A 23,408-nucleotide genomic window follows, 5' to 3' on the forward strand; every position below is an offset into this window, starting at 1 on the left:
GCGATTGGCTTCCCCTGACGATGTGAAATTGTTTTCACCAAGACATCAGACAGGCGTCAAAACAGCCCGTCATCGTCATCGTCGAAGGTCACCGCCGAGACGGGCGCCGCCATGGGCGCCATGCCGGGCCGCAGGAAGGCGGCATGGATGTCGCGCTCGCACGCCATCGTATAGAGCCGCGCGGCCCATGGCATCAGCTCGCGCAGGGATTCCTCATCCGCCTCGCTGAAACCGCCATCCGGATCGACCGGGGGCGCGACATGATCGGCATAGAGCGACAACGACTGCCCGGCTAGCAGCAGCGTCTCGACGAAGCCGCGCTGCTGCGCCAGATCGCTGGCGGTCGCCTCCAGCGAGGCGGCGATGCGCAAAGCCTGCCCCCCGGCGCGCGCCATCGCCGCGCCAGAGCTGTCGCACGCGCCGCGCACCACGGTCAGCGCATCGCTGAGCACATGGCGGGTATCCGCCGCGCCGGCATCCTGGACCAGATCGATCGCGGCCAGCACGCCGATCAGCTGCCCGACCGCGATGCTTAACTGGTCGAGGCGGCTGGCGCACGGCGCCACCTCCTTGGCGATCACCGCCACCGCACGGCCCAGCGTGCCGTGCCGCCGGCACAGCAGCTGGGTGTTGGTCGAGATGTCCTGCACATTGACCGCGATATTCTGGATACGTGCCAGCCCGCTGGTCAGATCGGCCAGCGTCTGCCCGACAAAGCCGGTCAATTCGGCCAGCTGCGCATCGGCCTGGCAAAGCTGGTCGGTAACATGGCCCAGCTTGGCGATGCCGGTCTCCAGCTCGACCAGAATCCGCCCGTCATCGCCGCCGTTCGCTTCCAACAGCATGCGCAGCGTGTCGGCAAGCGGCCCCAGCCGTTCGAGCGAGGGTACGATCGCGTTGATCTCCTGCCCGAAATCCGCCGCCATCGCCTCCAGCTGCGCCGCCACCAGCCGCGCCATATGCGCCGATGCATAAACGGGCACGGTCATCTCGCCCGCGTCGTGCGCGGCGATCCGGCGCAGGATCGTGATGCCATGTTCGGCACGCTGGCGCACGCTGTCGCCGATCTGGATCGCGCCCAGGATACGCGCGACCTCGCCCTGCACCGTGCGCATGACGCCATCGGCCTCGTCGGTCATGCGCATCACCGCCTCGACATGCTCCTGCAGCGCGTTGGCGTTGCTCGTCAGCTCGGTCGGCAGGGCATCCCCTGCACGCTGGCATTCGGCGGCGAGCGAGCGATCGGCCTTCTGCACCTCGCTGACCACCTGCCCGAACTGGTCCAGCTCCTTTTCGATATGGTGCAGTTCCTGCCGGCCACTCGCCAGCTTCTCGTCCATGCCAACGACGAAGTTGAAGAACGCCGCCTCGCCCGACGAGGCGATCTTGATGTTCATCCCATAGATGCCGAGCAGCTTCAGGATGGTGCCGACCTCTTCCAACAGGCGGCGCAGTTCACGCGCGCGGCCGGTCAGCGTCTCGACCTCCACCGCGCGGCGACGCTGGATCACGGGCAGCGCGGTCAGACGATAGGCGACCTGGCGCAACCGCTCCACCGCCGCCCCTGCCGTCTCGGGCGACAGCGACCGGCGGATGTCGGCGACGCCGCGCGCCATGCCGTCGATCGTGTCGATCGCGGAGGCCAGCGTCTCGCCGGTCTGTCGGAACGCATCCTCCAGCCCGCTCATCTCCGCTTCCAGCTGGTCGGCCAGCGCGACGACCGGCGTCAGGATCACCGAATCGGGCGTGATGCGTTCCATGAACATGGTGGCGTGTCCTCTCCGGTCAGCGGGCGGTGGCGTGCAGCAGTTCGCGCGCGACGCTGCCCAGCGGGATGATCTTGTCGGCCGCGCCGCGCGCGATCGCTTCCTTGGGCATGCCGAACACGATCGACGTCGCCTCGTCCTGCGCGAAGGTGCGCGCGCCCGCCTGTTTCATTTCCAGCAGCCCGCGCGCGCCGTCGTCGCCCATGCCGGTCAGGATGATGCCGACCGCATTGGCCCCCGCATTGCGCGCCGCCGAGCGGAACAGCACGTCGACCGAGGGGCGATGGCGCGACACCAGCGGCCCTTCGCGCACCGACACGACATAGCGTGCGCCCTGCCGCTCCAGCATGGTGTGGCGCAGCCCGCCCGGCGCGATCAGCACCCGGCCGCGCATCACCGTGTCGCCGTCCTCGGCCTCCTTGACGTCGACCTGGCACAGCCCGTCGAGCCGCTTGGCAAAGGCGCGGGTGAAGCTCTCGGGCATATGCTGGACGATGACGATGCCCGGCGAATTGGCGGGCAGCGCCTCCAGCACCTCGCGCAGCGCCTCGGTCCCGCCGGTCGAGGCGCCGATGCACACCACCATCTCGGTCGTACGGCTCATCGCGCGGCCGGTGGGCGGCGGCAGGACGGCATCGGCGGTCAGCTTCTGCGCAGGGGACGCGGTGCGGGTCTGGCGACGCGCGCCCAGCCGCGCGGTGGCGGCGCCCTTCACCGTCTCGCGGATCATCATATGCGCCTCGGCCAGATGATCGGCGACGCCGACGCGCGGCTTCAGGATGACGTCGACCGCGCCGGCCTCCAACGCCTGGAGCAACGTCTCCGACCCTTCCTCGACCAGCGAGGAGCACATGACGACCGGCACCGGCCGCTGCGCCATCAGTTTGCGCAGGAAGGTGATACCGTCCATGCGCGGCATCTCGACGTCCAGCGTGATGACGTCGGGCACCTCTTCCTGAATGTAACGCGCGGCGGCGAAGGGATCGGCGGCGGCGGCGATCACCTCGATCTGTGGGTCGGCGGACAGGATCGCGGTCATCGCCTGGCGGACGCTGGCGCTGTCGTCGATGATCAGCACACGGATTGTCTTCATCGCGTCAGACCCGTGCGAAGACGGTGTTGGCGACCGTCTTGAGCGGCAGGTCGAAGCCGGCGATCGATTCCGAATGGCCCAGGAACAGCAGGCCGCCGGGGCGAAGGCATTCGGTCAGGCGTCGCACGACCTTTTCCTGGGTCGGCTTGTCGAAATAGATCAGGACGTTGCGGCAGAAGACGATGTCCATCGGATCGCCGACCGGATAGCGTTCGTCCATCAGGTTCATCTGGGCAAAGCCGATCGCGGCGCGCAGACTGGCCGCGATCCGCATCTCGCCGCGCTTGGGGTCATTGGCGCGCATCGCATAGCGCGCGCGCAACGCCGCCGGCACGGGATCGAGCATCGCCGCGGGATAGACGCCGCGCCGGGCGATGCGCAGTACTTCGCTGTCCAGATCGGTGGCGAGTATGCCGTAATTGGGCCCCTGGCGATCCTGCGCGAAGGCGTCGAGCAGCATGGCCAGCGTATAGGGTTCCGCGCCGGTCGAGCAGGCCGCGCTCCACACGCGCAGCCGATCGATCCCCGCATCGCGCATCTGTGGCAGCGCGGTGCCGACCAGATAGTCGAAATGCTTGGGCTCGCGGAAGAAGTCGGTCTTATTGGTCGTGACCGCGTTCAGCAGATGCTCGCGCTCGGTCGCCAGATTGTCGCCGTCGAACAGCCAGCCGCAATAATCGCTCAGGCTGCTATGGCCGTGCGCGCGCACCCGGCGGCGCAACCGGCCCTCGATCATCGTGATCTTCACCGGCGGCAGGCGAATGCCGCATTCCCGGTAGACATAGGCGGCGATGCGATCGAAATCGCTGCGCCGAAGCGCATCGGACATCACCGCCTGACGGGCCAGATTGCTCAAGAAGACGGCTCCTATGTCGTCCGTGGAAGATCGCCGGCCACCACGTCACGACATGGCGGCCGGCGTAGCGAGGGATCAGGCCGCCAGGCCCAGTCCGTTCAGGGCATTCACGCCGTCGGTGCCCGCGAACAGGCGCGCCGGGTCGAGTAGCGCGACGAAGCCGGTGCCGCGGCGCAGGATCGCCGCGATCTGGTCGGACCGCCAGCGGCCGCCAATGTCGGGCGAGGCTTCGATCGCGTCGGGGCCGAAGGTACTGACATCCAGCACCCGGTCGACGACCAGCCCCAATGCCATCGCCGGCGTGCCGTCCTGGCCCTGGGGAATGTCGACGACCAGGATACGGGTCGCCAGCGTCGTATCCGCCGCGATCATCCCCAGCCGCACGCGCAGGTCGACCATCGGCACCGAATCGCCGCGCACATCGGTCAGCCCCAGGAACCAGGCGGGCGCGCCCGGCATCCGATAGGCGGGACGATGGTCCAGGATTTCACGCACCGCCGTCACCGGCAGGGCAAATTCCTCCTCGCCCAGGCCGAACACGACGACCTGGATGTCTCCGGACGGGGCGCTCATGCCGCGCGCCCGAATTCGGCGTCTTCGCCGTCAGGACCGCCATTGGTCAGGTCGAGCGCGAAACCACGCACCCGCGCCTGCTGGTCGGCGATCGAGCCGGGACGCGACGCCGCCGGTCGGGCCGCCTTCGCCGCGACGGCGCGCGCCTTGGCGGTGCCCCCCGTCGCGCGGAAGCGGCGCGGCTCTTCGTCGCCGACACGGAAGAAGGCGATATTCTGCTGCAATTCCTCGGCCTGGCTGGCGAGTTCCTCGGAGGTCGAGGAAATCTGCTCGGAGGCCGAGGCGTTCTGCTGCGTCACCTTGTCGAGCTGCTGGATCGCCTCGTTGATCTGGTTCGCACCGATGTCCTGTTCGCGGCATGCCGCGCTGATCTCGGCGACCAGTTCGGCGGTGCGGCGGATGTCGGGTACCAGCCGGGTCAGCATCTCGCCGGCCTGCGTCGCGGCGGTGACGGTGGCCGACGACATGCCGCTGATCTCGGCCGCCGCCGTCTGGCTGCGTTCGGCCAGCTTGCGGACCTCGGCGGCGACGACCGCGAAGCCGCGACCATGTTCGCCCGCGCGCGCCGCCTCGACCGCCGCGTTCAGCGCCAGCAGGTCGGTCTGGCGTGCGATCTCCTGCACGATGCCGATCTTCTCGGCGATGGTGCGCATCGCCACGACCGCCTCCTGCACCGCCACGCCGCTCTGTTCGGCGTCTTGGCTCGACTGGCGCGCGATCTTCTCGGTCTGGGTCGCGTTGTCGGCATTCTGTTTGATGTTGGCGGCCATCTGCTCCATCGAGGCCGAGGCCTCCTCAGCGGCGGCGGCCTGTTCGGTCGCGCCCTGGCTCACCTGCTCGGAGGAGGAGGAGAGTTCCTGACTGCCCGATGCGACATTGTGCGCGGCCTGCGCCGTCTCGCCGATCGTCTCGCGCAGGCGCTCGGTCATGCGATTGACCGTATCGACCAGGTCCCTGATCTCGTCATTGCTGTTCACCACGACCTCCTTGCTCAGATCGCCATCGGCGACCGCCATGACGGCTTCCCCGACGGTACGCAGCCCCTTCGACACCAGTCGGGCCACCCAGACCGCGCCCGCCACCGCGATCAGCAGCGCGACCAGCGCCGTGACCAGCAACGTCGTGCGTGCCGTGTCGTACAATTCATTCGCCTCGCGGGTGGCGGTCGTCATCTGCCCTTGAGTGATGCCCGCCAGCTTCAGCAATGTGGCGCTCAACCGAATCGCAATCTCACGCCCTTCGGTCATCGAGATCTGTGCGGCCTCGGCATTGCGGTTCTGCATCGCCAGGGCGCGAGCGCGGTCGCTGACCCCCTTATAGGCGTGCCATTCCTCCAGCGCCGCCGTCCATACCGGACGCCCCTGTTCCGTGGCGATCTTCAAGCCCGCGTTCAGACTGTCGTCGATCTTGCCGTTATAGTCCGCGAACTTGACGTCGAAGCCGCGCTTCAACGCCAGATCCTCGGTCATCATCATGTTCTTTTCGTTGCGAATCGCCCGACCGATATCGCCATCGGCGGTCAACGACAGTTGAATGCGGCGCGACGGCCCGTCGACGATGTCGGCGATCATGGCATTCAACGTGCCGATCTTGGCGACGCCAACCCCTACGACCGCACATAAGAGTGCGATGACAATGGCAAAGGTCATCCCCAATTTCATCTTGATCGTCGCGCGCATAGCAAATCCCCGTTGAAACACAGGCCGACACCATACCCCTCGCCGGCCCCTGCAATCGATTTACAGTGCAAGAAATGAAAGATTGGTTTGCTTTTGGTCTTCTGCGTTCAAAGTGGATATATCTGTTGTCATAACAAATACATAATAGCAGCCCGACATCTTCACTTGCCGGCGGCGAAGCAATACTCCCGCCTCGCCGCCCGCAAGGTCAGGCGGCGCGTCCGAACTCGGCATCCTCGCCGTCCGGCCCGCCATTGGTCAGGTCGAGCGCGAAGCCGCGTACCCGCGCCTGCTGGTCGGCGACCGAGCCGGGGCGCGACGCTGCCGCCTTGCCTTTCTTCACCGGTGCCGCCGGCTTGCGGACCGGCGCCGCACCGCGGCCGGGGTTCGCACGCGCCGCCTGGGTGACCGTGAAATAGGCGATGCTCTCTTGCAGTTCCTCGGCCTGGCTGGCGAGTTCCTCGGAGGTCGAGGAAATCTGCTCGGAGGCCGAGGCGTTCTGCTGCGTCACCTTGTCGAGCTGCTGGATCGCCTCGTTGATCTGGTTCGCGCCGATATCCTGTTCGCGACACGCCGCGCTGATCTCGGCGACCAGTTCGGCGGTGCGGCGGATGTCGGGCACCAGCCGGGTCAGCATCTCGCCGGCTTGCGTCGCGGCGGTGACGGTGGCCGACGACATGCCGCTGATCTCCGACGCCGCCGTCTGGCTGCGTTCGGCCAGCTTGCGGACCTCGGCGGCGACGACCGCAAAGCCGCGACCATGTTCGCCCGCGCGCGCCGCTTCGACCGCCGCGTTGAGCGCCAGCAGGTCGGTCTGGCGCGCGATCTCCTGCACGATGCCGATCTTCTCGGCGATGGTGCGCATCGCGACGACCGCTTCCTGCACCGCCACGCCGCTCTGCTCGGCGTCCTGGCTCGACTGGCGTGCGATCTTCTCGGTCTGCGTCGCGTTGTCGGCATTCTGTTTGATGTTGGCGGCCATCTGCTCCATCGACGCCGAGGCTTCCTCGGCGGCGGCGGCCTGCTCGGTCGCGCCCTGGCTCACCTGTTCGGACGAGGAGGACAGCTGCTGGCTGCCCGACGCGACATTCTGCGCCGCCTGGGTCGCATCGCCGACCACGCCGCGCAGCCGCTCGACCATCGACACCAGCGCATGGCCCAGCTTGTCCTTGTCCGACAGCGGCTGATGCTCGACCGTCAGGTCGCCCGCCGCGATCGTATCGGCCAGCTTGGCGCTCTGGCGCAGATTGGCGGTCATGCGGTTGACGGTCTCGACCAGGTCCTTGATCTCGTCATTGCTGGTGACGACGACGTCCTGATCGAGGTCGCCGATCGACACCGCCTCGACCGCGACCGACACCTTCTTGAGGCCCATCGACACGATCCGCGAAATCCACAGCGCGCCGCCCACCGCGATCAACATCGCCATCGCGGCGACGCCCAGCATCACGTTGCGGGCATTGTCATAGGTGGTCTGTGCATCGTTGCTGGCCGTCTGCAGATCGTTCTTGGCGAACGACACCAGCTGGGCAGACAGCGCCGACATGCGCATCGCCATCTCGCGCGACTTGGTGATCGACAAAGCGCCAGCCTGTGCGTTCTGATTGCGCTTGGCCAGTTCGCGGATCGTGTCGTTGATCGGGATATAGTTGCGATACGCCGCCTGGATGTCGTTCCACAGCGGACGGCCCTTCTCGGTCGCGGTCCCAAGCCCCGTCGAAATCAGCGCCTCGACCTCTCCGCGCGTCTTCATGAGATCGCCGTCGAACTTGTTGGTCAGCGCGCTGTCATCGGTCAGCGCCATGTTCTTTTCGGCACGCACCATGAAGCTGACCCGCTCGTTCAGCGTCTGCGCGCGGTCGAGCCGCGTCGCCGGGCCGGCGACCATTTCGGTCGTGGTGTCGTTCAATGTGCTCAGCTTGGTGATGCCAAGCCCGACCACGACCAAAAGACAGAAGATGATAAACGCGAATGTCGCGCCCAATTTCATCTTGATCGTCGCTCTCATACACCCCTCCAAAAACCTGTGAAAATCTACTGACGGGTCGCCGCAGCCCCCATCGCCGGCACCAGGATGGCGGCCAGATCGGGCAGGACGACCAGATCGTCCTTCCACCGGATCAGGCTGCGCACATGATCGCGACGCCAGCCTATGCCGACGGTCGGCACCGCCTCGCTCGTCGCCTGGCGAAGGGTCGCGACTTCATGGACATGGTCGGTGCGCAGGCCGAGCAGCGTCGCCTCCCCCGCCAGTTCCAGTTCGATCACCACGATCCGGCTGTCCGCACTCGGCGGGGTCGGCTCCATGCCGAAGGCCAGCCGCAGGTCGGCGACGGGCACGATCTTGCCCCGGAAATTGACGACATGGCTGACCAGCGCCGGTGCGCCGGGAATGAAGGTTTCGGGCAGCAGGTCCAGTATCTCCTGAACCAGGGTCGCCTCCAGCGCGAAGGTCTCGCCGCCCAGGTCGAAGATCAGCACCTCCAGCTCACCATGTGCGTTCCACGCGATGAGTCCGTCCGGCGTCGGTCCGTCCGACGCGCGCATCTTATCCTGCGGCACGAAGCATCTCCTCCTGCGGTTGGGCCATGGCGACCAGTTGCGCCACGTCGAGGATCAGCGCGACGCTGCCGTCGCCCAGGATCGTCGCCCCCGAAAAGCTGGCCGCACCCCGGTGGAAGGCGGACAGCGACTTGATGACGGTCTGGTGGTTGCCGACGATCTGGTCGACGACCAGGCCGACGCGCTCGCGCCCCGTGGCGACCACCACGATCTTTTGAAAGGGATCGGGCCTGGTGCCGGTCGCGAACATCTCGCGCAGCCGCACGAACGGCACCAGCGTGTCGCGCAGCGTGATCAGGCTGCGTCCGCGCGAGCGCAGATCGTCTTCCAGCGATAGCTCCAGACATTCCTCGACCGCCGCCAGCGGGATGACGTAGCGCCCCTCGCCCACCCGGACGAGCAGCCCCTCGATGATCGCCAGCGTCAGCGGGATGCGCAGCGTGATGGTCGATCCCCGGCCGTCGACGCTCTTGACGTCGATCGACCCGCGCAGGCTCTCGATGGTGCGCTTGACGACATCCATGCCGACGCCGCGCCCGGACAGGTTGGTCACCTGCGCCGCCGTCGAGAAGCCGGGATGGAAGATCAGGCCGAGCAGTTCGTCGTCGCTCATCGCCTGACCCGGCTGGATCAGGCCATTGGCCTCCGCCTTGGCCCGCACCCGCTCGCGATCGATGCCGCGGCCGTCATCGGTGATGGTGATCAGCACCTCGCCACCCGCCTGATGCGCGCTCAGCCGGATGACGCCCGAGGCCGGCTTGCCGGCGGCGAGGCGCGCCTCGGCCGTCTCCAGCCCATGGTCGCAGGAATTGCGGATGATATGGACCAGCGGATCGAACAGCCGCTCGATCACCGTCTTGTCGACCTCCGTCGTCTCGCCGTCGGTGACCAGCTCGATCGCCTTGCCGGTCTCGATCGCCAGATCGTGGATCAGGCGGCGGAAGCGGCCGAACAGCGTCGATACCGGCACCATGCGCAGGATCATCATCGTGTCGCGCATCTCGCCGGTCAACCGCTCGATCTCCTCGGAGACCGAGCGCAGGCTGAGGTCATGGCCATGCGCGGCCAGCTGCGACAACCGGCTCTGCGCAATCACCAGCTCGCCTACCCGGTCCATCAGCTCGTCGAGCCGCTCGGCGGGAACGCGGACATTCTCGCCCTGGGTACGGGCGGTACGGGTGGCAGCATCGTTGGCGGCGACCGGTTCGGCGGTCGGTATCACCTCCTCGACGATTGCCTCGGCGACCGGCGCCTCGTCCTCGACCGTCAGCGGCGTGATCGTGATGTCCATATCGTCCATGACGAACAGGAAGACGTCCTCGATCGCGTCCCTGGAAATGTCGCCGATCAGCGTGCAGTCCCAGCCGATCAGGCAATGGGCGGGATTGCATTCGCCCAGCGGCGGAACGTCATCCACCCGCGCGACGATCGTCGCCTCACCCAGCTCGCGCAGCTCGTCGAGCAGCGCCAGCGGATTGGTGCCGTTGGCCATGGCATCGGGCGGCAGGCGGAAGGACAGGGTCCAGCCGCGCTTCGTCGACGCCGCCGAGGCGGGCGCATTGCCCCCAGCCGCCGCGTCGACCGCCGCCGCCAGCCGGGCCAGGATCGCCTGCCCCTCGGCCGCCGGCGCGTCGCCATCGACCAGCGCGCGCATATGGTCGCCCGCCGACAGGATCACGTCGACCAGTTCCGGCGTCGCCCGGACATCGCCCTTGCGCACCCGGTCGAACGCGCTTTCGCAATGATGGGTGAAGGCGGCCAGCGCGTCGAAGCCGAACATCGCGCCCGACCCCTTCAGGGTGTGCAGGCCGCGAAAGACCGCGTTGACCAGCCCCATATCGTCCAGGCGATGCCCCAGGTCGAGCAGGCCCTGTTCGACCTGTTCGAGCAGCTCGCCCGCCTCGACCCGAAAGGCGGCGGCGGGATCTTCCCCGTTCATCGCGCCAGCACCTTCTGCGCGACGCGGATCAGCTGTTCGGGTTGGAACGGCTTGACCAGCCAGCCGGTGGCGCCCGCCGCCTTGGCCTGCGCCTTCATCGCGTCATCCGATTCGGTGGTCAGGAAGATGATTGGCACGCCCGCCTGCGCCGGCTGCTGACGCAGCGCGCGGATCATCGACAGGCCGTCCATGTTGGGCATGTTGAGATCGGTGACGATCAGGTCGAACCGGGTCGCGGTCGCCTTGGCCAATCCCTCGGCCCCGTCGCTGGCTTCCGTCACCGCATAGCCGGCACCGGTCAGCGCGATTCGGATCGCCATCCGAAGGCTGGCGCTGTCGTCGACGGTCAGGATGGAAGCGCTCATTGGGGGGAATCTCCGTGGAACCAGAATTGGGTATGTTCGGGGGTGGGACAGGGCAGGAAACCCGCCCGGTCGAGAAGCTTTTGCAGGCGCTCGCCGGCGGGCGCGGCAAGCGCGAAGTCGCAGCCGCGCCGGTCGGCGGTGACGCGCGCCGACTGGACGAGCTGGACGACGCTGAGGTCGGGCGCGGCGACGGCGGACAGGTCGAGCCGCACGGTGCCGCCCGGCGCGATCGCGCCTTCCAGCTGGTCCGCGAGCAGACCGATCGTCGGCAGGCACAGGTCCTCGGCCGCCGTCACCAGGGTGATCGACATCGGATAATCCTTTACGCAAGGGGGCGAGACGCGCGACCATACGCGCCCACCGAATTCAGGTCAGACGAAGCAGCCCGTGCCGATCGTGACGACGATGGCGTGTCAGCGGCGGTGCGGTTTCGTGTCGGGCCGTGGATCGGCCCCGTGGCTTGTCATATTCGATCCCCCCATGTTCCTCTTGGGAATACGCGACAAAGGTAAAATCGCGCTTAAATGTAACGGGAGTGGACAAATATTGCCGCTTCGTCCTTTCCCCTGCAGGGAAAGGCCGGCCTTTCAAATACTTGAATGATGCAAAAGTCGCCAAAATGGCGACGATAGCGCGATGCGGCGACCCGATCGGTCCGCCGTCGCGATGGTATCGACATATTTTGATTGGCCCGAACGGCGTCGGGGCCATGAAAATGGGGCGGGAATGGCCTTCCCGCCCCGTACACCCCGACGACTCCGGCGATAGCGCCGCGCGATTATTCCGCGAACAACGTCGCGTTATCCTCGGCCGACAGGTCGATCCCGAACATCAGGCTCATGCGCATGCGATAGACGCGCGGATCGGTGATCGTCGCGCTCGTCTCTTCCTCGCCGACGCGGCGGCGATAGTGGCGGTCGGTCAGTGTCGCGAAGCCGCGCGGCAGGATGATGCTGACGATATTGGCCTGGCGGAACCGGCTGTCTTCGTGATTGGCGGTCCAGTGATTGCCCATCGCCAGATCGGCGTCCCAGACCTGGTCGGTGGTGAAGCTGTACTGCGGCTCCCACCCCTCGCCCGCCGAACGGCCGTCGGTCAGCCCCGGATGGCCATCGCGCAGCAGCATCCAGCCATGCTGGACGTCGCGCACCAGTCGGAAGCGCGCGCCATCGGGTCCGTCCGCCTCGATCCCGTCGACCAGCGGCATCGGCGGGGAATAGCTGCCACCGAAACCGGCATCGGCGATCCAGTCCTGCCCGTCGATATGCACCAGGCTGAGCGTGTGGGTGGTCGGCGGCACGTCGGTCGCACGCAGCCAGACGCGCGCGAGCAGCGGCCGGGCGGTGAAACCATGCGCGGCCAGCGCATCGAGGAACAGCCGGTTCTGCTCGAAGCAATAGCCGCCGCGCTTGGCACCGACCAGCTTGGCGAAGACGCTGGCGCTGTCGATCGCGATCGGCCGGCCGAGCCGGACGTCGAGATTCTCGAACGGGATGGCCAGCCGGTGCGCCCATTGCAGCCGCGCCAGCCCATCGGCATCGACGGTGACGCGGGACGGCAGGGCGATTCGGGTGAGATAGGTATCAAGGTCGAACATGATGCCCGAGATAGGATGGCCCGCGCCGATTGTCGAAGGGCGGCCCCTTATCCGCGCGCATCCGAGGCGTTATAGCCCCTCGCGACCATGACTTTTCCCGATCACGACCCGACCCTGCCCTTCAGCCCAGCCGCGATCCAGGCGGCCGCGACGGTGATCGGCGCGGGCGGGATCGTCGCGGTGCCGACCGAGACGGTCTATGGCCTGGCCGCCGACGCGACCGATGCGAACGCCGTCGCGCACATCTATGCAGCCAAGGGGCGTCCGTCCTTCAACCCGCTGATCGTCCATGTGCCCGATCTGGCGGCGGCATGCGGCCTGGCCATGTTCGACGCCGACGCGCTGGCGCTGGCCGAGGCGTTCTGGCCCGGCCCGCTGACGCTGGTGCGGCCGATCAAAGCGGGGTCGGGCATCGCCTCGCTGGTGACGGCGGGACTGGATACCGTCGCCATCCGCGTGCCGCGCCACCGCGCGATGCAGGCGCTGCTGGCGGCAAGCGGCCGCCCGCTCGCCGCCCCTTCCGCCAATGCCAGCGGCGGGATCAGCCCCACCCGCGCCGCGCATGTCCGCGCCAGCCTGGGGGCGGGCGTGCCCGTGCTCGACGACGGCGCGACCGAGGCGGGGTTGGAATCGACGATCGTCGCGGGCCGCACTATTCTGCGTCCCGGCCCGATCACGGCGACGATGCTGGCGACGGTGCTGGGTTCGGTCGAGCAAGGCCCCCAGGCCCCCTCCATCGTCACCGCACCGGGGCAGCTGGCCAGCCACTACGCACCCCGCAAACCCCTGCGGCTGAACGCGATGGCGGCGGAGGCGGACGAGTGGCTGATCGGCTTCGGCGCGGTCGCGGGGCAGGACAGCCTGTCGGCGAACGGCGACCCGGTCGAGGCCGCCGCCCGGCTGTTCGACGCGCTCCACCGCGCGGACGCGAGCGACTATGCGCGGCTGGCGGTGGCCCCGATCCCGGCGGAGGGGATCGGCGAGGCGATCAACGACCGGCTGCGGCGCGCGGCGACGCGATAAGGTGTGGGCGCGCGCGTCACGCGTGCACTTCGACTTCGCTCAGTGCGAACGGAGACCAGGATCAATTCCCGTCCCCCGTTCAGCCTGAGCGAAGTCGAAGGCCAAGGGAAATAGCGTTACCCCGTCACCGCCTTCGACCGCGCGGCGAAGCTCTTGCGCAGCTTCTGGAGCTTGGGCGGGATCACCGCCATGCAATAGGGATTGGCGCGGCCCGAGGTTTCCCAATAATCCTGGTGATAATCCTCGGCCGGATACCACGGCGCCATCGGCTCGATGGTCGTGACGACCGGCTTGTCGAGCCCGGCCTGCGTCCGCGCGATCGCCGCCTTCATCGCGGCCTCCTGGTCCTCGTCCGCCGGGAACATTGCCGAGCGATACTGCGTGCCGACGTCATTGCCCTGGCGATTGAGCTGCGTCGGATCATGCGTCGCGAAATAGATGTCGAGCAGATCGTCCAGCGCCAGCTGTTCGGGATCGAACCCGATGCGGATCGCCTCGGCGTGGCCGGTATCGCCGCCGCATACCTGCTTGTAGGTCGGGTTCGGCAAGCTGCCGCCGATATAGCCGCTTTCGACCGATTCGACCCCAATCACGTCCTTGAACACCGCCTCGGTGCACCAGAAACAACCGCCGGCCAGCGTCACATATTCGGTCACTCGGAATCTCCTTGTCGTCTTGTCTGCCTAGATAGGAAGCGGCTAGGCGACGGCAATCCAACGACTTGGGACAAAAGATGATGGCGGCGATCGACGGCAAGGTGATGGTGACCGGCGGGGCCGGCTATATCGGCAGCCATGCCGTGCTGGCGCTGCTGGATGCCGGCTATGAGGTCGTCGTGCTCGACAATCTCGTCACCGGCTTCGACTGGGCGGTCGATCCGCGCGCTGCGCTGGTGGTGGCGAACGTCGCCGACGACGACAAGGTCCGCGCCGCGATCCGCGAACACCGGGTGCGCGCGATCATGCATTTCGCCGGGTCGGTCGTGGTGCCGGAGTCGGTCAGCGACCCGCTCAAATATTATCGCAACAACACCGCGGCCAGCCGTTCGCTGATCGAAAGCGCGGTGGCCGAGGGCGTGCCCCACTTCATCTTCTCCTCGACCGCCGCCACCTATGGCACGCCCGAAAAGGTGCCGGTGTCGGAGAATGATCCCAAGGCGCCGATCAATCCGTACGGCATGTCCAAGCTGATGACCGAGATCATGCTGAAGGACGTCGCCGCCGCGCATCCGATCAACTATTGCGCGCTGCGCTACTTCAACGTCGCGGGTGCCGATCCCAAGGGCCGCACGGGCCAGTCGACGGTCGGCGCGACTCACCTGATCAAGATCGCGGTCGAGGCGGCGATCGGCAAGCGGGAGGCGGTGGGCGTCTATGGCACCGACTTTGCCACCCGCGACGGGACGGGCGTGCGCGACTATATCCATGTCTCCGACCTCGCCGCCGCGCATGTCGCCGCGCTCGAACTGCTGGTCGAACAGCCGGGCGAGAGCCACACGCTCAACTGCGGCTATGGTCGCGGCTTCTCGGTGCTCGAAGTGCTCGACGCGGTCGACCGGGTGACCAACCACACGATCGAGCGCCGCATGGAAGGCCGCCGCGCGGGCGACCCGGCCGAGCTGGTCGCCGATAACAGCGCGATCCTCGCCACCCTGCCCTGGCGGCCCGAGCGCGACGATCTGGACGGCATCGTCCGCGATGCGCTCGCCTGGGAGCGCAAGCTGGCCGAGATGGGCCGCTAAAGGATGATGCGGCTGCGCTCGCTCCTTTTCGTGCCGGGTGACCGGCCCGACCGGATGGCCAAGGCCATGGGGGTGGGCGCGGACGCCTTGATCCTCGATCTGGAGGATGCGGTCGCGCTCCAGGCCAAGCCGGCCGCGCGGGCGGCGGTCGCGGCGTTTCTCGCCGCGCCGCGCGACCCGGCGGTGATGCTGTTCGTCCGCATCAACCCGATCGACGGTCCGCTGGCGGCCGATGACCTCGCCGCCATCGCCGACGCGCGCCCCGACGGCATCGTCCTGCCCAAGGCGGAAGGGTTGGTCAGCGTGCACGCGCTGGCGGCGCGCGGCCTCACCCATATCCCCGTCCTGCCGATCGCGACCGAGACGCCGGCCGCCATCTTCAAGCTGGGCGAGTATGCCGGTGCCAGCGTGCCGCTCGCCGGGCTGACCTGGGGTGCCGAGGACCTGCCGGCGGCGATCGGCGCGACGGCCGCGCGCGAGGCGGATGGCGGCTATACCGCCCCCTATCAGCTCGCCCGCTCGCTGACGCTGTTCGGCGCGCATGCGGCGGGCGTCGCGGCGATCGAGACCGTCTATCCCGATTTCCGCGATCTGGACGGGCTTGCCGCCTATGCCGCGCGCGGGCGGCGCGATGGCTTTACCGGCATGATGGCGATCCACCCTGCGCAGGTGCCGGTGATCAACGCCGCCTTCACCCCTTCCGCCGACGAACTGGCGCGCGCGCAGGCGATCGTCGACTTGTTCGCCGCGAATCCCGGAGCCGGCGCGCTTCAGTTGGACGGGCGCATGGTCGATGCGCCGCACCTGAAAGCGGCGCAGGCCCTATTGGCGCGCGCGGCCGACTGATCCACCGGCGGCCCAGGACACGCGCAGCTTCGCGGTCGCCCACCACCAGCCCAGCGCCCAAAGCGTGCCGAAGCTCCACCCGGCGGCGACGTCGGACGGCCAGTGCACGCCCAGATAGACCCGGCTCACCCCGATCGCGCCGACCAGCAGCAGCGCCAGCAGGATGATGGCCTGCCGCATGCGGTGATGCCGCGTGACCTGGGTCGCGAGCGCCGCCAGCGTCAGATAGACCATCGCGCTGCCCGCCGCATGCCCGCTGGGAAAGCTGGCGTTGGACACGTCCACCCAATGCGGCACCAGATCGGGCCGGGCGCGCGACACGGCGTTCTTGACCAGGGTCACCACCGCGCCGCCGCTGATCCCCGCCGCCGCCACCGCGAGCGCGGTCAGCCACAGCCCCCGCGCCAGCAACAGAATCGCCGCGCCTGCGACCATCAGCACCAGTACCGGCACGCTGCCCAGCGCGGTGATGTCGACCGCCGCCTTCGCAAGAGCACGCGAATGGGCATGTTCGCGCAGGCCCACCAGGATCGCCCGGTCCCAGTCGAAAGGCCAGTGATCGACCAGCAATCCGGCGATCAGCAGGATCGCCAGCGCCACCGCGCCCGCCACGGCGCCACGCAGCGCCGGCGGCATCGCCGAGGGTCGAACTTCGGGTTCGGCCGATTCGGGCACAATCGATGGCATTTTCAATGAATGGGGGTCGCTCATAGGGGCCGGGCTTTCCTCCATCGGGCGCATGACATCAAGGATCGGCGCAGCATCATGCTGATCGAACGAGATTTTCGCTCAACCGCTCCGCCGCATGGCTTTGCGATCAGTATTTCGATCAGCATTATTCGAAAAACGGGTTTGCGTGTTCCCGCATTTTGTCGCATTTTTGTCTCACACCGGCGAACAGACCGGTGGGAGAGGATGGCAACACCATGAACGACGACATCATGTCCCCGCTCGATCGCCTGATGGTCCTGACCTTTGGCGCCATGGCAAGCTGGATCGCGGTCGGCGGCGTCGCCTTTGGCGCATCGAAGCTCGTCCAGCACCTGTTCTGACCAACCGGTCTTCGGCTCGTCATCCCACGGGCCGAAGCCATTCGGGCGGCCGGGACCGTCCTCGCGCGATACAATCGGAAATCATCGGGATCGGGTGGATCGTCACCCTATCGCCCCCGTGGTGGGTCCGCCGCCTACCATGAACAAGGCCAAAATTGGCGGATCTTCGTCGTTTTCTAGTAGGCCGATTGAGCGGGTGCCCCCGCCCGTGCCCCCAAAAGATAATTGCTTGAATCGGCCGGACACCCGCCTGTCTTGGTTCATAGCTGAACCCAAGGGGTATATAGGGCTGGTATGATCACATCCATAATCGCAGCCGTGCTGGCCGGTTCGGCTCACGCTCCGGTGCAAATGGAAACTCGCTCGCACGGGGTCACGCCATCGATTGATATCGTGGAATCTGACATCTCTCTTTTCCCAAGCAGCACCGTGGACGGCGGCGTTTTGAAGCACGACTTTAGCATCGAGCGCTATGGGCGCGTTCGATGCCTAGTGGGGGAAAGCCGACTTCACGCATGCAAGCCTGAATCAGGCTCGGACTATGAGCCTGGCTTATCGCAGTTCATGATCAAGGCGATAAACAGAAGCGGCGGTTGTCGCGAATTTGCTGGGGACTTGCACCGGCAGGGTGCAGTGGAGGTTGATATCTCCACTCGGTTTTCGCTTCCCGGGTCCAATCATGGTGCCTGCATAGTTTCGTGGTGCAACCCCACTCCATTCCCCCCGCCACCCCCTACGCTGGGGCAACCGTGATAGATCAGGCCGCTTTCTGCTCCCACGCCATGGGCTGAATATCCAGCTGTCGTATTCCTGCAATTGTCGCGCCATGTAGTCGACGCCGACAGCATTATCGGCGGAAACTGACCGTGAAGAATAGGCGCCCGACCTGCCATCCCTACTATATGGTTATGATCAGCGCTGCCGCTCGATTAACAGAGGAGTGGAAACGGCTGTTTTCTGCGGGCCTTTCTGACGTTTTCGCACTCTGTTCACGGTAGGGTATCTGCGGCGTCCAGCTATTTGTCATAATGGCGCTGGACCAGCGAATCCGCGGCGGTTAGCGTCGAGCAGCCACCACCGCAGGACCCTGATCATGCGCCGCGAACGCCGCCGCCCAGCCCCGCCGCCGATGGTCCCTGACAAGCAGGAGCCGCCGCCGTCTTGGTGGGAGAGGGGCTTCATCTATCTCGAGTTCTTCGGCTTCGGGGTGCTGGTCGTCAGCGGTATGGTCGCAAGTGTCTGGGGCGCCATCCGTTACATCGAAGGCTGGTCTTGATCACGCACGGACGATCGGCACCTCTGCAAGGCTTGTCGTCCATGCCGGCGATTTCATATCGGACCGCAGGCGCCATTGCCGCCTGAACCCTTGGCTGGCGGTGACGGCCGTGAATTTGCCAAAGCGGCCATTCACATCATCAAGCGCCGCCATCAAACGATCGCGCCGGTCGGTATCACCTTCGAACAGCGTCCGGGGGCGCGCGTTGACTGGCGTAAGGTCGTCCAGCAGCACCCCGGCCTTCGTATAGGCATAGCCGTCCCGCCACGCGCGTTCGGCGCAGCGGCGCGCGGCCGCGATCAGTTCCAGGCTGTCGCTGGTCATAGGGTGGAGGGTGGTTGCCCTCGATCCCGCATATTGCGGCCGATCGGGCTTGTGTCGGTTGGTATGAAAGAACGCCGTCAGCCGGCCGGCGACCAGACCATGCTGGCGCAGCTTTTCGCCGGCGCGCAGAGCATATTGGGAGAGCGCCCCCATTAACGCGTCAAAGGTGGTGACAGGCGTTCCGAACGAACGGGTCACCGCCATGCCCTTGCGCTGCGGCTCGACGTCTTCGACTGCATTGGCCGGGATGCCCCGCAGCTCAGCGACAAGCCGCTCGAGAACGACAGTCCCGACCCCGCGCGCCTGCTTCATCGGCATGTCGCGCAGCTGGGCCGCTGTCGTGACGCCGAGCAACGCCAGCTTGCCCGCAGTGGCCCGGCCTATGCCCCAGACATCCTCCGCGGGGAACACGCGCATCACTTCCTCTCGAAGCAGCGCGTCCCGCAGGTCGACGACGCCGCCGAACCTGTGCTGCTTCTTCGCGGTGGCGTTCGCCAGCTTCGCAAGCGTCTTGGTATCCGCGATACCAACACAGGTAGGAATCGCCGTCCAGAGCAGCACCTGGGCGCGGAGGCGATGCGCGTGATCGACCAGGTCGCGATCCTCGAAGCCGGCCAGGTCGAGGAATATCTCGTCGATCGAATAGATCTCGAAATCGCGCACGAACGCCTCGCAGGCCGCGACGACTCGGCGCTGCATGTCGCCGTACAGCGCGTAATTTGAGGATCGGACGCGGATCTCGTGCTGGCGGATCAGGTCGCGCAGATGGTGCAGTGGGTCGCCCATCTTGATGCCCAGCGCCTTCGCCTCGGCAGATCGCGCGATTGCGCAGCCGTCGTTGTTCGACAGCACGATCACCGGAACGCCGATCAGGCTGGCGTCGAAGGCGCGCTCGCAGCTGACATAATAATTGTTGCAGTCGATGAGGCCGATCGGCGCGGTCATACGACCTTGCGCGCCACGCTGACCACGACGCCCCAAATGTCGACATATTCGTCGACAAGGATGTGCGAAAATCCCTCCGCCTCGGGGACAAGCCAATAGCGACCGTCGAGCTTTTTCAGGCGCTTCAGCGTGCGGTCGCCATGGACCAGCGCCACGACAATTGAACCTGCCCGCGGGCGCACCGCGCGGTTGACGACGATCAGGTCGCCGTCATTGATGCCGGCCCCGACCATCGAGCCGCCTTCGACCCGCATGATATAGCTGGCCGCCGGCTGCTCGATGAGCCAGGCGGCGAGGTCGATCGGCTCTTCCATGTCGTCCTGAGCGGGCGACGGGAATCCCGCCGGCGTTCGACACAGGAAGAACGGGATCTCGCGCGGAACAAGCTCAAATGGCACATCGTGAAGGCGCATCGTCGCCTGGCTCGTCACGCGACGGGGAGGGCGAGCTGCTCGCCAGCCGGGGCCAACGCACCCCGCGCCGCCAGCGCGCCATCTACAGCCTGCCTGTACAGCACCGTCCGGTACCGCTCGGCCTCGTCGAAGGAGAGGAGCGCCCATTCCTCGGACGGATAGCATGCGTCGTAGATGGCGCGCGCAGCAGCGCGCAGCCGGTGGTCGTGCTGCATCATGGGGCGGTTCCAGCGATTCGTTACGCCGGCCATGATGGAACAGATGGTGAACAAACGTCAATCCGGCTTTACGGTGTTTCGAGATCCTCCACCGTCACGACATCAATCAAAGCACGATTGGCATCGAGATAGGCGAGCAGCTGGTCGAACGCCGGCCGCCAGTTGGACAGGCTGCCGTCCAGACCGTCGTGGAAGACGAGAAATCCGACGCCCTTCTGCGCGATGGCGCGATCGACAGGATTCCTCTGGTGGGTCGTATAAATCGCCGCATTATCGCCCCTCTGGTCGCCCGGAAACCCGATCTCACGAAAATGGACGGTTTTCGCGCCACTTGCGGGCAAGCAAATCGACTTTTTTAACCAATTTGGCCTAACCCATGTTTCACGCCGACCGGTTGGGGAACAGTCGGCGTATCAAAATCCAGGCAAGCGTAGAGCAGCGTCATCGCGCAGAGATTGTTGCGCGTTGCCGTGCTCATTCATTGGGTGGGCGTATGATACTGATAATTCTGGGATGCTCAGCGGCGTGCGCCGCCGGGACGGCGGTTGCGTTTGTGAATAGAAAAAGACGCGAGCAACGGCGGATCGAAAATTACCGCCGGCGAAAGCAGGCGGAACATGCTGAAAAGTGGCAGGCGATGCTCTTAGAGACGGCCGAACGCGAGGCGGCCGACCTTACACCAGAAGTGCGTATGGCAGCCTAGTACGTAACCGCGGGCGGCCGATGATCAACGGTTCAGGTGCCGGCCGCCTTGCTCGCTTAAGCCGGCACTCTTATGCAACTGGATCGCGCTGCCGGCCCGTCATCGGCGCGGCCACGCATCCCAAAGCATCCGGCGCTTGGCGTCACAGTCGGCCAGGTCGAATCTGCCATCGCGAATTGTCGCATCGTCATCCGCCGCGCTGGCGCTACCGTCCAACTGGCGATGCTGCGGCGTCGGCCGGCACGGCTCGCTCGCTGCGGCCGGGGGCGGCGGGATCTCGGGCGAGATCGGCATCAAGCGCGTCGATGTCGCGCACGCGGTCAGCGGCACGACACAGCACGCGACCAGCATCAGTTTGAGCATAGCGTGTCACCATGTCTTTCGAATGGATGATGAGGGGTTGGCGGGCGGCCAGCGCGGCCGCATAGGCCTGGACGGCGGCGGCTTGCTGGCGGGCGAAGCGCGCTTCGTCAGCGGACCGGGCTTTCTCGCCGTCTGCGATCGCGATCGACCAGGCTGCGCGCTCATTGGTCAGCGTCTGGCGGTAATCGGCCCGCAGTGTGTCGAGCCGCCATATCCATAGCCCGACCAGCAGGACTAGCACTGCCGGCCAGAGCCGAAGCAATCGCGTGGCGCGGGTCACAGCAGGATCGCCTTCGCGCGCGCCAGGCGCTGGCGGCGATCGTCGATGCCATTCAGGCCCCCGTTGATCAGCCGTGTGACCGCCTCGACGTCATCGCGATCGGCGGCAGCGTTGATGCGCCGCGAGGTCCAATAAGCACAGGCCAGCGCCATGGCGATCGCGGGCTTGGCCGCCAGGTCCGGCTGGCCCTCGATGTCGACGCCGATCAGCGCGCCGAAGCGCCGGTAATTGTCGCGGCCGGTGATCTGGAGCACACCGCGCCCACGATAGCGGAAGCCGTCGCCCGGGCGGACGTTGCCGAGATCTGCGCGCCCCTCATAGCGCCGCTGCGCGGGCGTCGGCCCCCACATCTCCACCATGCGGGCAAAGCCCATCGTCTCGTGGCCCGCCTGGGCCAGGAAATGGGCGAGGCGTAGGCCGCTGGCGAGAATGACCGCGCCCTCCAGCGCCTCGACACCACCCGCAAGAGGTGCGGCCGTCCCCGCAGGTGCGCCGAGCTTCCGCAGCAGCGCAGCCAGCGTCATCGGCCCGAAATCGCCGTCAGCGCGCACGCCAAGACGGCGCTGCACGAGTGCAACGTCCATTCGTTTATCCTTTGTTGGAGACACGCGGCGCGGCGCGGGATAGGGGAGCCACAGGCCGGCCCCGTCCCCCGATGGTTATCGCCGGCCGCAGGGGTCGCCCACCTCCCCTGGCCGGCGGCCCCTGCATTCATCGTTTCGACATCATTGAGCCCTACCCATCACCCGCCCGGCATTCGCTGGGCGGACAGCAGGTCGCCCCGCCCGGTCAGGAACGGGGCGGGGCGACTTGGTCACGCCGAAGGATTGTTTGTCCCGGCCAGCACCTTGAGCATCGCCTGAAAACCCTCGCGTAGCGCGGCGCCGACCTGACCCTTCGCCATGCTGATGATGCCGAGGCCGATGGCCGCGACCCCAATCCCGGTCACCCCCGCCTGGAGGAGGTCGAGGTTATGGGCCTGCGTCCACAGCGCAGCGATCAGCGCGCAGAGCATGGAAACCAGCACGTCGAGCACTACCTGTCGACGCCCCTTAGTCTGCAGGAAGACGATCGCTCGCGTGATGGCGACGGCGATAATGGAGATGAGCACCGGACCAGGGTGATAGCTGTAACCGAGAAAATCCCAGGTGACCGGCGCGGTGGCGATGGGGGTCGCGGCGGCCGCCCCTGCTACGGCCGCGAACCTCACCGGAAGATGACCGCGACAAGCGCAGCCGCGAAACTGAGCGCAATGACGATCAGCGCGCGACCAAGCACCGGCCAGCGGCTCCACATGTCGACGGGGAGGGGAGCCTTGCGGAGCTGATGCTCGATCCCCGGCTCTCCAAGGATGACCAGCGCCATCCATGTGAAGCCGAACGCCAGAGCGATCGGGTCGACCATGCGCTTCGCCATCAGTGCGCGGGCCGTCAGCGCCGGATCGTCGGGGTTCCAGCCCCACAGGCTGACCGCCTCCGCCCCGCATCGGATCATAAGCGCCGAGCCCGCTAAGAGCGTTATCAGCCGATAGAGGCTCACTGGGTCGAGCGGATGATCATACCGCCGCTGTCCCCATATCCTTGACCCCTGCCGGCCGACCATCATCGCTCCAAGGAAGAACCCAGCCGTCATCAGGAACAGGTTCCACAAAAAGAGCTGGGGGTCGTTGTTGAAACTGGGCGGCGCCGGCGTCTGCGTGTTCGATACCATGGCAGCCGATAGGCTGTTAGCGGCGTCCGAGGCCTGCGCGCTTAGATCGGCGAGGAAGGCGAGCGCGGTCATTTCGCGACCGGC

Annotated in this window: 26 protein-coding genes; 5 read left to right on the plus strand and 21 right to left on the minus strand. The window is 66.6% G+C overall.

Annotated elements, in window-relative coordinates:
- Positions 1-56 precede the first annotated feature (56 nt).
- The 11 genes from ACQHGV_RS13255 to ACQHGV_RS13305 all read right to left on the minus strand — a co-directional run bounded on the left by ACQHGV_RS13255 (position 57) and on the right by ACQHGV_RS13305 (position 12,430).
- The gene (locus ACQHGV_RS13255) at positions 57-1,766 is read right to left on the minus strand and encodes a hypothetical protein (protein ID WP_440978540.1); all 1,710 of its coding nucleotides are present in this window, start codon (positions 1,764-1,766) and stop codon (positions 57-59) included.
- Positions 1,767-1,785: 19 nt separating this feature from the next.
- Positions 1,786-2,859, minus strand: coding sequence for a protein-glutamate methylesterase/protein-glutamine glutaminase (locus ACQHGV_RS13260; protein WP_440978541.1), 1,074 nt, complete (start codon positions 2,857-2,859; stop codon positions 1,786-1,788).
- 4 nt (positions 2,860-2,863) lie between these two features.
- A complete protein-coding gene (locus ACQHGV_RS13265) occupies positions 2,864-3,715 on the minus strand; it encodes a CheR family methyltransferase (RefSeq protein WP_440978542.1) in 852 nt (283 codons plus the stop codon).
- A 75-nt stretch (positions 3,716-3,790) separates the two neighbouring features.
- Positions 3,791-4,288, minus strand: a complete 498-nt coding sequence (locus ACQHGV_RS13270; protein WP_183950081.1) for a chemotaxis protein CheW — start codon at positions 4,286-4,288, stop codon at positions 3,791-3,793.
- Positions 4,285-5,967: a methyl-accepting chemotaxis protein gene (locus tag ACQHGV_RS13275; protein WP_440978543.1), complete on the minus strand. Its 1,683-nt coding sequence runs from the start codon at positions 5,965-5,967 to the stop codon at positions 4,285-4,287. Before ACQHGV_RS13275 ends, ACQHGV_RS13270 begins: the two co-directional genes overlap by 4 nt.
- 208 nt (positions 5,968-6,175) lie before the next feature.
- The gene (locus ACQHGV_RS13280) at positions 6,176-7,975 is read right to left on the minus strand and encodes a methyl-accepting chemotaxis protein (RefSeq protein ID WP_440978544.1); all 1,800 of its coding nucleotides are present in this window, start codon (positions 7,973-7,975) and stop codon (positions 6,176-6,178) included.
- 26 nt (positions 7,976-8,001) lie between these two features.
- Positions 8,002-8,529, minus strand: a complete 528-nt coding sequence (locus ACQHGV_RS13285; RefSeq protein WP_420854078.1) for a chemotaxis protein CheW — start codon at positions 8,527-8,529, stop codon at positions 8,002-8,004.
- Entirely contained in the window at positions 8,516-10,468 is a 1,953-nt protein-coding gene (locus ACQHGV_RS13290; RefSeq protein WP_440978545.1) for a chemotaxis protein CheA, read from the minus strand. Before ACQHGV_RS13290 ends, ACQHGV_RS13285 begins: the two co-directional genes overlap by 14 nt.
- A complete protein-coding gene (locus ACQHGV_RS13295) occupies positions 10,465-10,833 on the minus strand; it encodes a response regulator (protein WP_183950073.1) in 369 nt (122 codons plus the stop codon). Before ACQHGV_RS13295 ends, ACQHGV_RS13290 begins: the two co-directional genes overlap by 4 nt.
- Positions 10,830-11,144: an STAS domain-containing protein gene (locus ACQHGV_RS13300; RefSeq protein WP_440978546.1), complete on the minus strand. Its 315-nt coding sequence runs from the start codon at positions 11,142-11,144 to the stop codon at positions 10,830-10,832. The genes ACQHGV_RS13295 and ACQHGV_RS13300 overlap by 4 nt, the downstream gene beginning before the upstream one ends.
- A 467-nt stretch (positions 11,145-11,611) precedes the next feature.
- Positions 11,612-12,430, minus strand: a complete 819-nt coding sequence (locus ACQHGV_RS13305; RefSeq protein WP_440978547.1) for an arylamine N-acetyltransferase family protein — start codon at positions 12,428-12,430, stop codon at positions 11,612-11,614.
- A gap of 87 nt (positions 12,431-12,517) precedes the next feature.
- Here ACQHGV_RS13305 and ACQHGV_RS13310 point away from each other — a divergent pair, with 87 nt between their 5' ends.
- On the plus strand, positions 12,518-13,453 hold the full coding sequence (locus ACQHGV_RS13310; RefSeq protein ID WP_440978548.1) for an L-threonylcarbamoyladenylate synthase: 936 nt from the start codon (positions 12,518-12,520) through the stop codon (positions 13,451-13,453).
- 116 nt (positions 13,454-13,569) lie between these two features.
- On the opposite strand, the gene msrA is transcribed toward ACQHGV_RS13310, so the two are convergent.
- The gene (gene msrA, locus ACQHGV_RS13315; RefSeq protein WP_440978549.1) at positions 13,570-14,109 is read right to left on the minus strand and encodes a peptide-methionine (S)-S-oxide reductase MsrA; all 540 of its coding nucleotides are present in this window, start codon (positions 14,107-14,109) and stop codon (positions 13,570-13,572) included.
- A 77-nt stretch (positions 14,110-14,186) separates the two neighbouring features.
- On the opposite strand from msrA, the gene galE reads away from it, so the two are divergent.
- Both galE and ACQHGV_RS13325 read left to right on the plus strand, forming a co-directional pair.
- Positions 14,187-15,194: a UDP-glucose 4-epimerase GalE gene (gene galE, locus ACQHGV_RS13320; RefSeq protein ID WP_440978550.1), complete on the plus strand. Its 1,008-nt coding sequence runs from the start codon at positions 14,187-14,189 to the stop codon at positions 15,192-15,194.
- A 6-nt stretch (positions 15,195-15,200) separates the two neighbouring features.
- Positions 15,201-16,040, plus strand: a complete 840-nt coding sequence (locus tag ACQHGV_RS13325; protein ID WP_440980212.1) for an HpcH/HpaI aldolase/citrate lyase family protein — start codon at positions 15,201-15,203, stop codon at positions 16,038-16,040.
- Here the strand turns inward: ACQHGV_RS13325 and ACQHGV_RS13330 are convergent.
- A complete protein-coding gene (locus ACQHGV_RS13330; protein WP_440978551.1) occupies positions 16,017-16,715 on the minus strand; it encodes a phosphatase PAP2 family protein in 699 nt (232 codons plus the stop codon). The genes ACQHGV_RS13325 and ACQHGV_RS13330 overlap by 24 nt on opposite strands.
- A gap of 251 nt (positions 16,716-16,966) precedes the next feature.
- Between ACQHGV_RS13330 and ACQHGV_RS13335 the strand changes: the two genes are divergently transcribed.
- Together ACQHGV_RS13335 and ACQHGV_RS13340 are read left to right on the plus strand one after the other, a co-directional pair.
- Positions 16,967-17,092, plus strand: coding sequence for a hypothetical protein (locus ACQHGV_RS13335; protein ID WP_276208024.1), 126 nt, complete (start codon positions 16,967-16,969; stop codon positions 17,090-17,092).
- Positions 17,093-18,185: 1,093 nt separating this feature from the next.
- Positions 18,186-18,368 carry a hypothetical protein gene (locus tag ACQHGV_RS13340; RefSeq protein WP_440978552.1) on the plus strand — a complete coding sequence of 61 codons (183 nt, stop codon included), beginning with the start codon at positions 18,186-18,188 and terminating at the stop codon, positions 18,366-18,368.
- On the opposite strand, the gene ACQHGV_RS13345 is transcribed toward ACQHGV_RS13340, so the two are convergent.
- The 8 genes from ACQHGV_RS13345 to ACQHGV_RS13380 form a co-directional block, all read right to left on the minus strand.
- Positions 18,369-19,637, minus strand: a complete 1,269-nt coding sequence (locus ACQHGV_RS13345) for a Y-family DNA polymerase (protein WP_440978553.1) — start codon at positions 19,635-19,637, stop codon at positions 18,369-18,371. It lies immediately after the preceding gene.
- On the minus strand, positions 19,634-20,068 hold the full coding sequence (locus tag ACQHGV_RS13350; RefSeq protein ID WP_440978554.1) for a LexA family protein: 435 nt from the start codon (positions 20,066-20,068) through the stop codon (positions 19,634-19,636). Before ACQHGV_RS13350 ends, ACQHGV_RS13345 begins: the two co-directional genes overlap by 4 nt.
- The gene (locus ACQHGV_RS13355) at positions 20,065-20,268 is read right to left on the minus strand and encodes a hypothetical protein (protein ID WP_440978555.1); all 204 of its coding nucleotides are present in this window, start codon (positions 20,266-20,268) and stop codon (positions 20,065-20,067) included. The genes ACQHGV_RS13350 and ACQHGV_RS13355 overlap by 4 nt, the downstream gene beginning before the upstream one ends.
- A 68-nt stretch (positions 20,269-20,336) precedes the next feature.
- Positions 20,337-20,609: a hypothetical protein gene (locus tag ACQHGV_RS13360; protein ID WP_440978556.1), complete on the minus strand. Its 273-nt coding sequence runs from the start codon at positions 20,607-20,609 to the stop codon at positions 20,337-20,339.
- A gap of 567 nt (positions 20,610-21,176) precedes the next feature.
- Positions 21,177-21,614 carry a hypothetical protein gene (locus tag ACQHGV_RS13365; protein WP_440978557.1) on the minus strand — a complete coding sequence of 146 codons (438 nt, stop codon included), beginning with the start codon at positions 21,612-21,614 and terminating at the stop codon, positions 21,177-21,179.
- Positions 21,611-22,198, minus strand: a complete 588-nt coding sequence (locus ACQHGV_RS13370; protein ID WP_440978558.1) for a glycoside hydrolase family 19 protein — start codon at positions 22,196-22,198, stop codon at positions 21,611-21,613. Before ACQHGV_RS13370 ends, ACQHGV_RS13365 begins: the two co-directional genes overlap by 4 nt.
- 230 nt (positions 22,199-22,428) lie before the next feature.
- On the minus strand, positions 22,429-22,824 hold the full coding sequence (locus ACQHGV_RS13375) for a hypothetical protein (protein WP_440978559.1): 396 nt from the start codon (positions 22,822-22,824) through the stop codon (positions 22,429-22,431).
- Positions 22,821-23,396, minus strand: a complete 576-nt coding sequence (locus tag ACQHGV_RS13380) for a hypothetical protein (RefSeq protein ID WP_440978560.1) — start codon at positions 23,394-23,396, stop codon at positions 22,821-22,823. The genes ACQHGV_RS13375 and ACQHGV_RS13380 overlap by 4 nt, the downstream gene beginning before the upstream one ends.
- Between the last annotated feature and the right edge of the window lie 12 nt (positions 23,397-23,408).

Source organism: Sphingomonas pseudosanguinis (assembly GCF_052056765.1).
Taxonomy (GTDB): Bacteria; Pseudomonadota; Alphaproteobacteria; order Sphingomonadales; family Sphingomonadaceae; genus Sphingomonas; species Sphingomonas pseudosanguinis.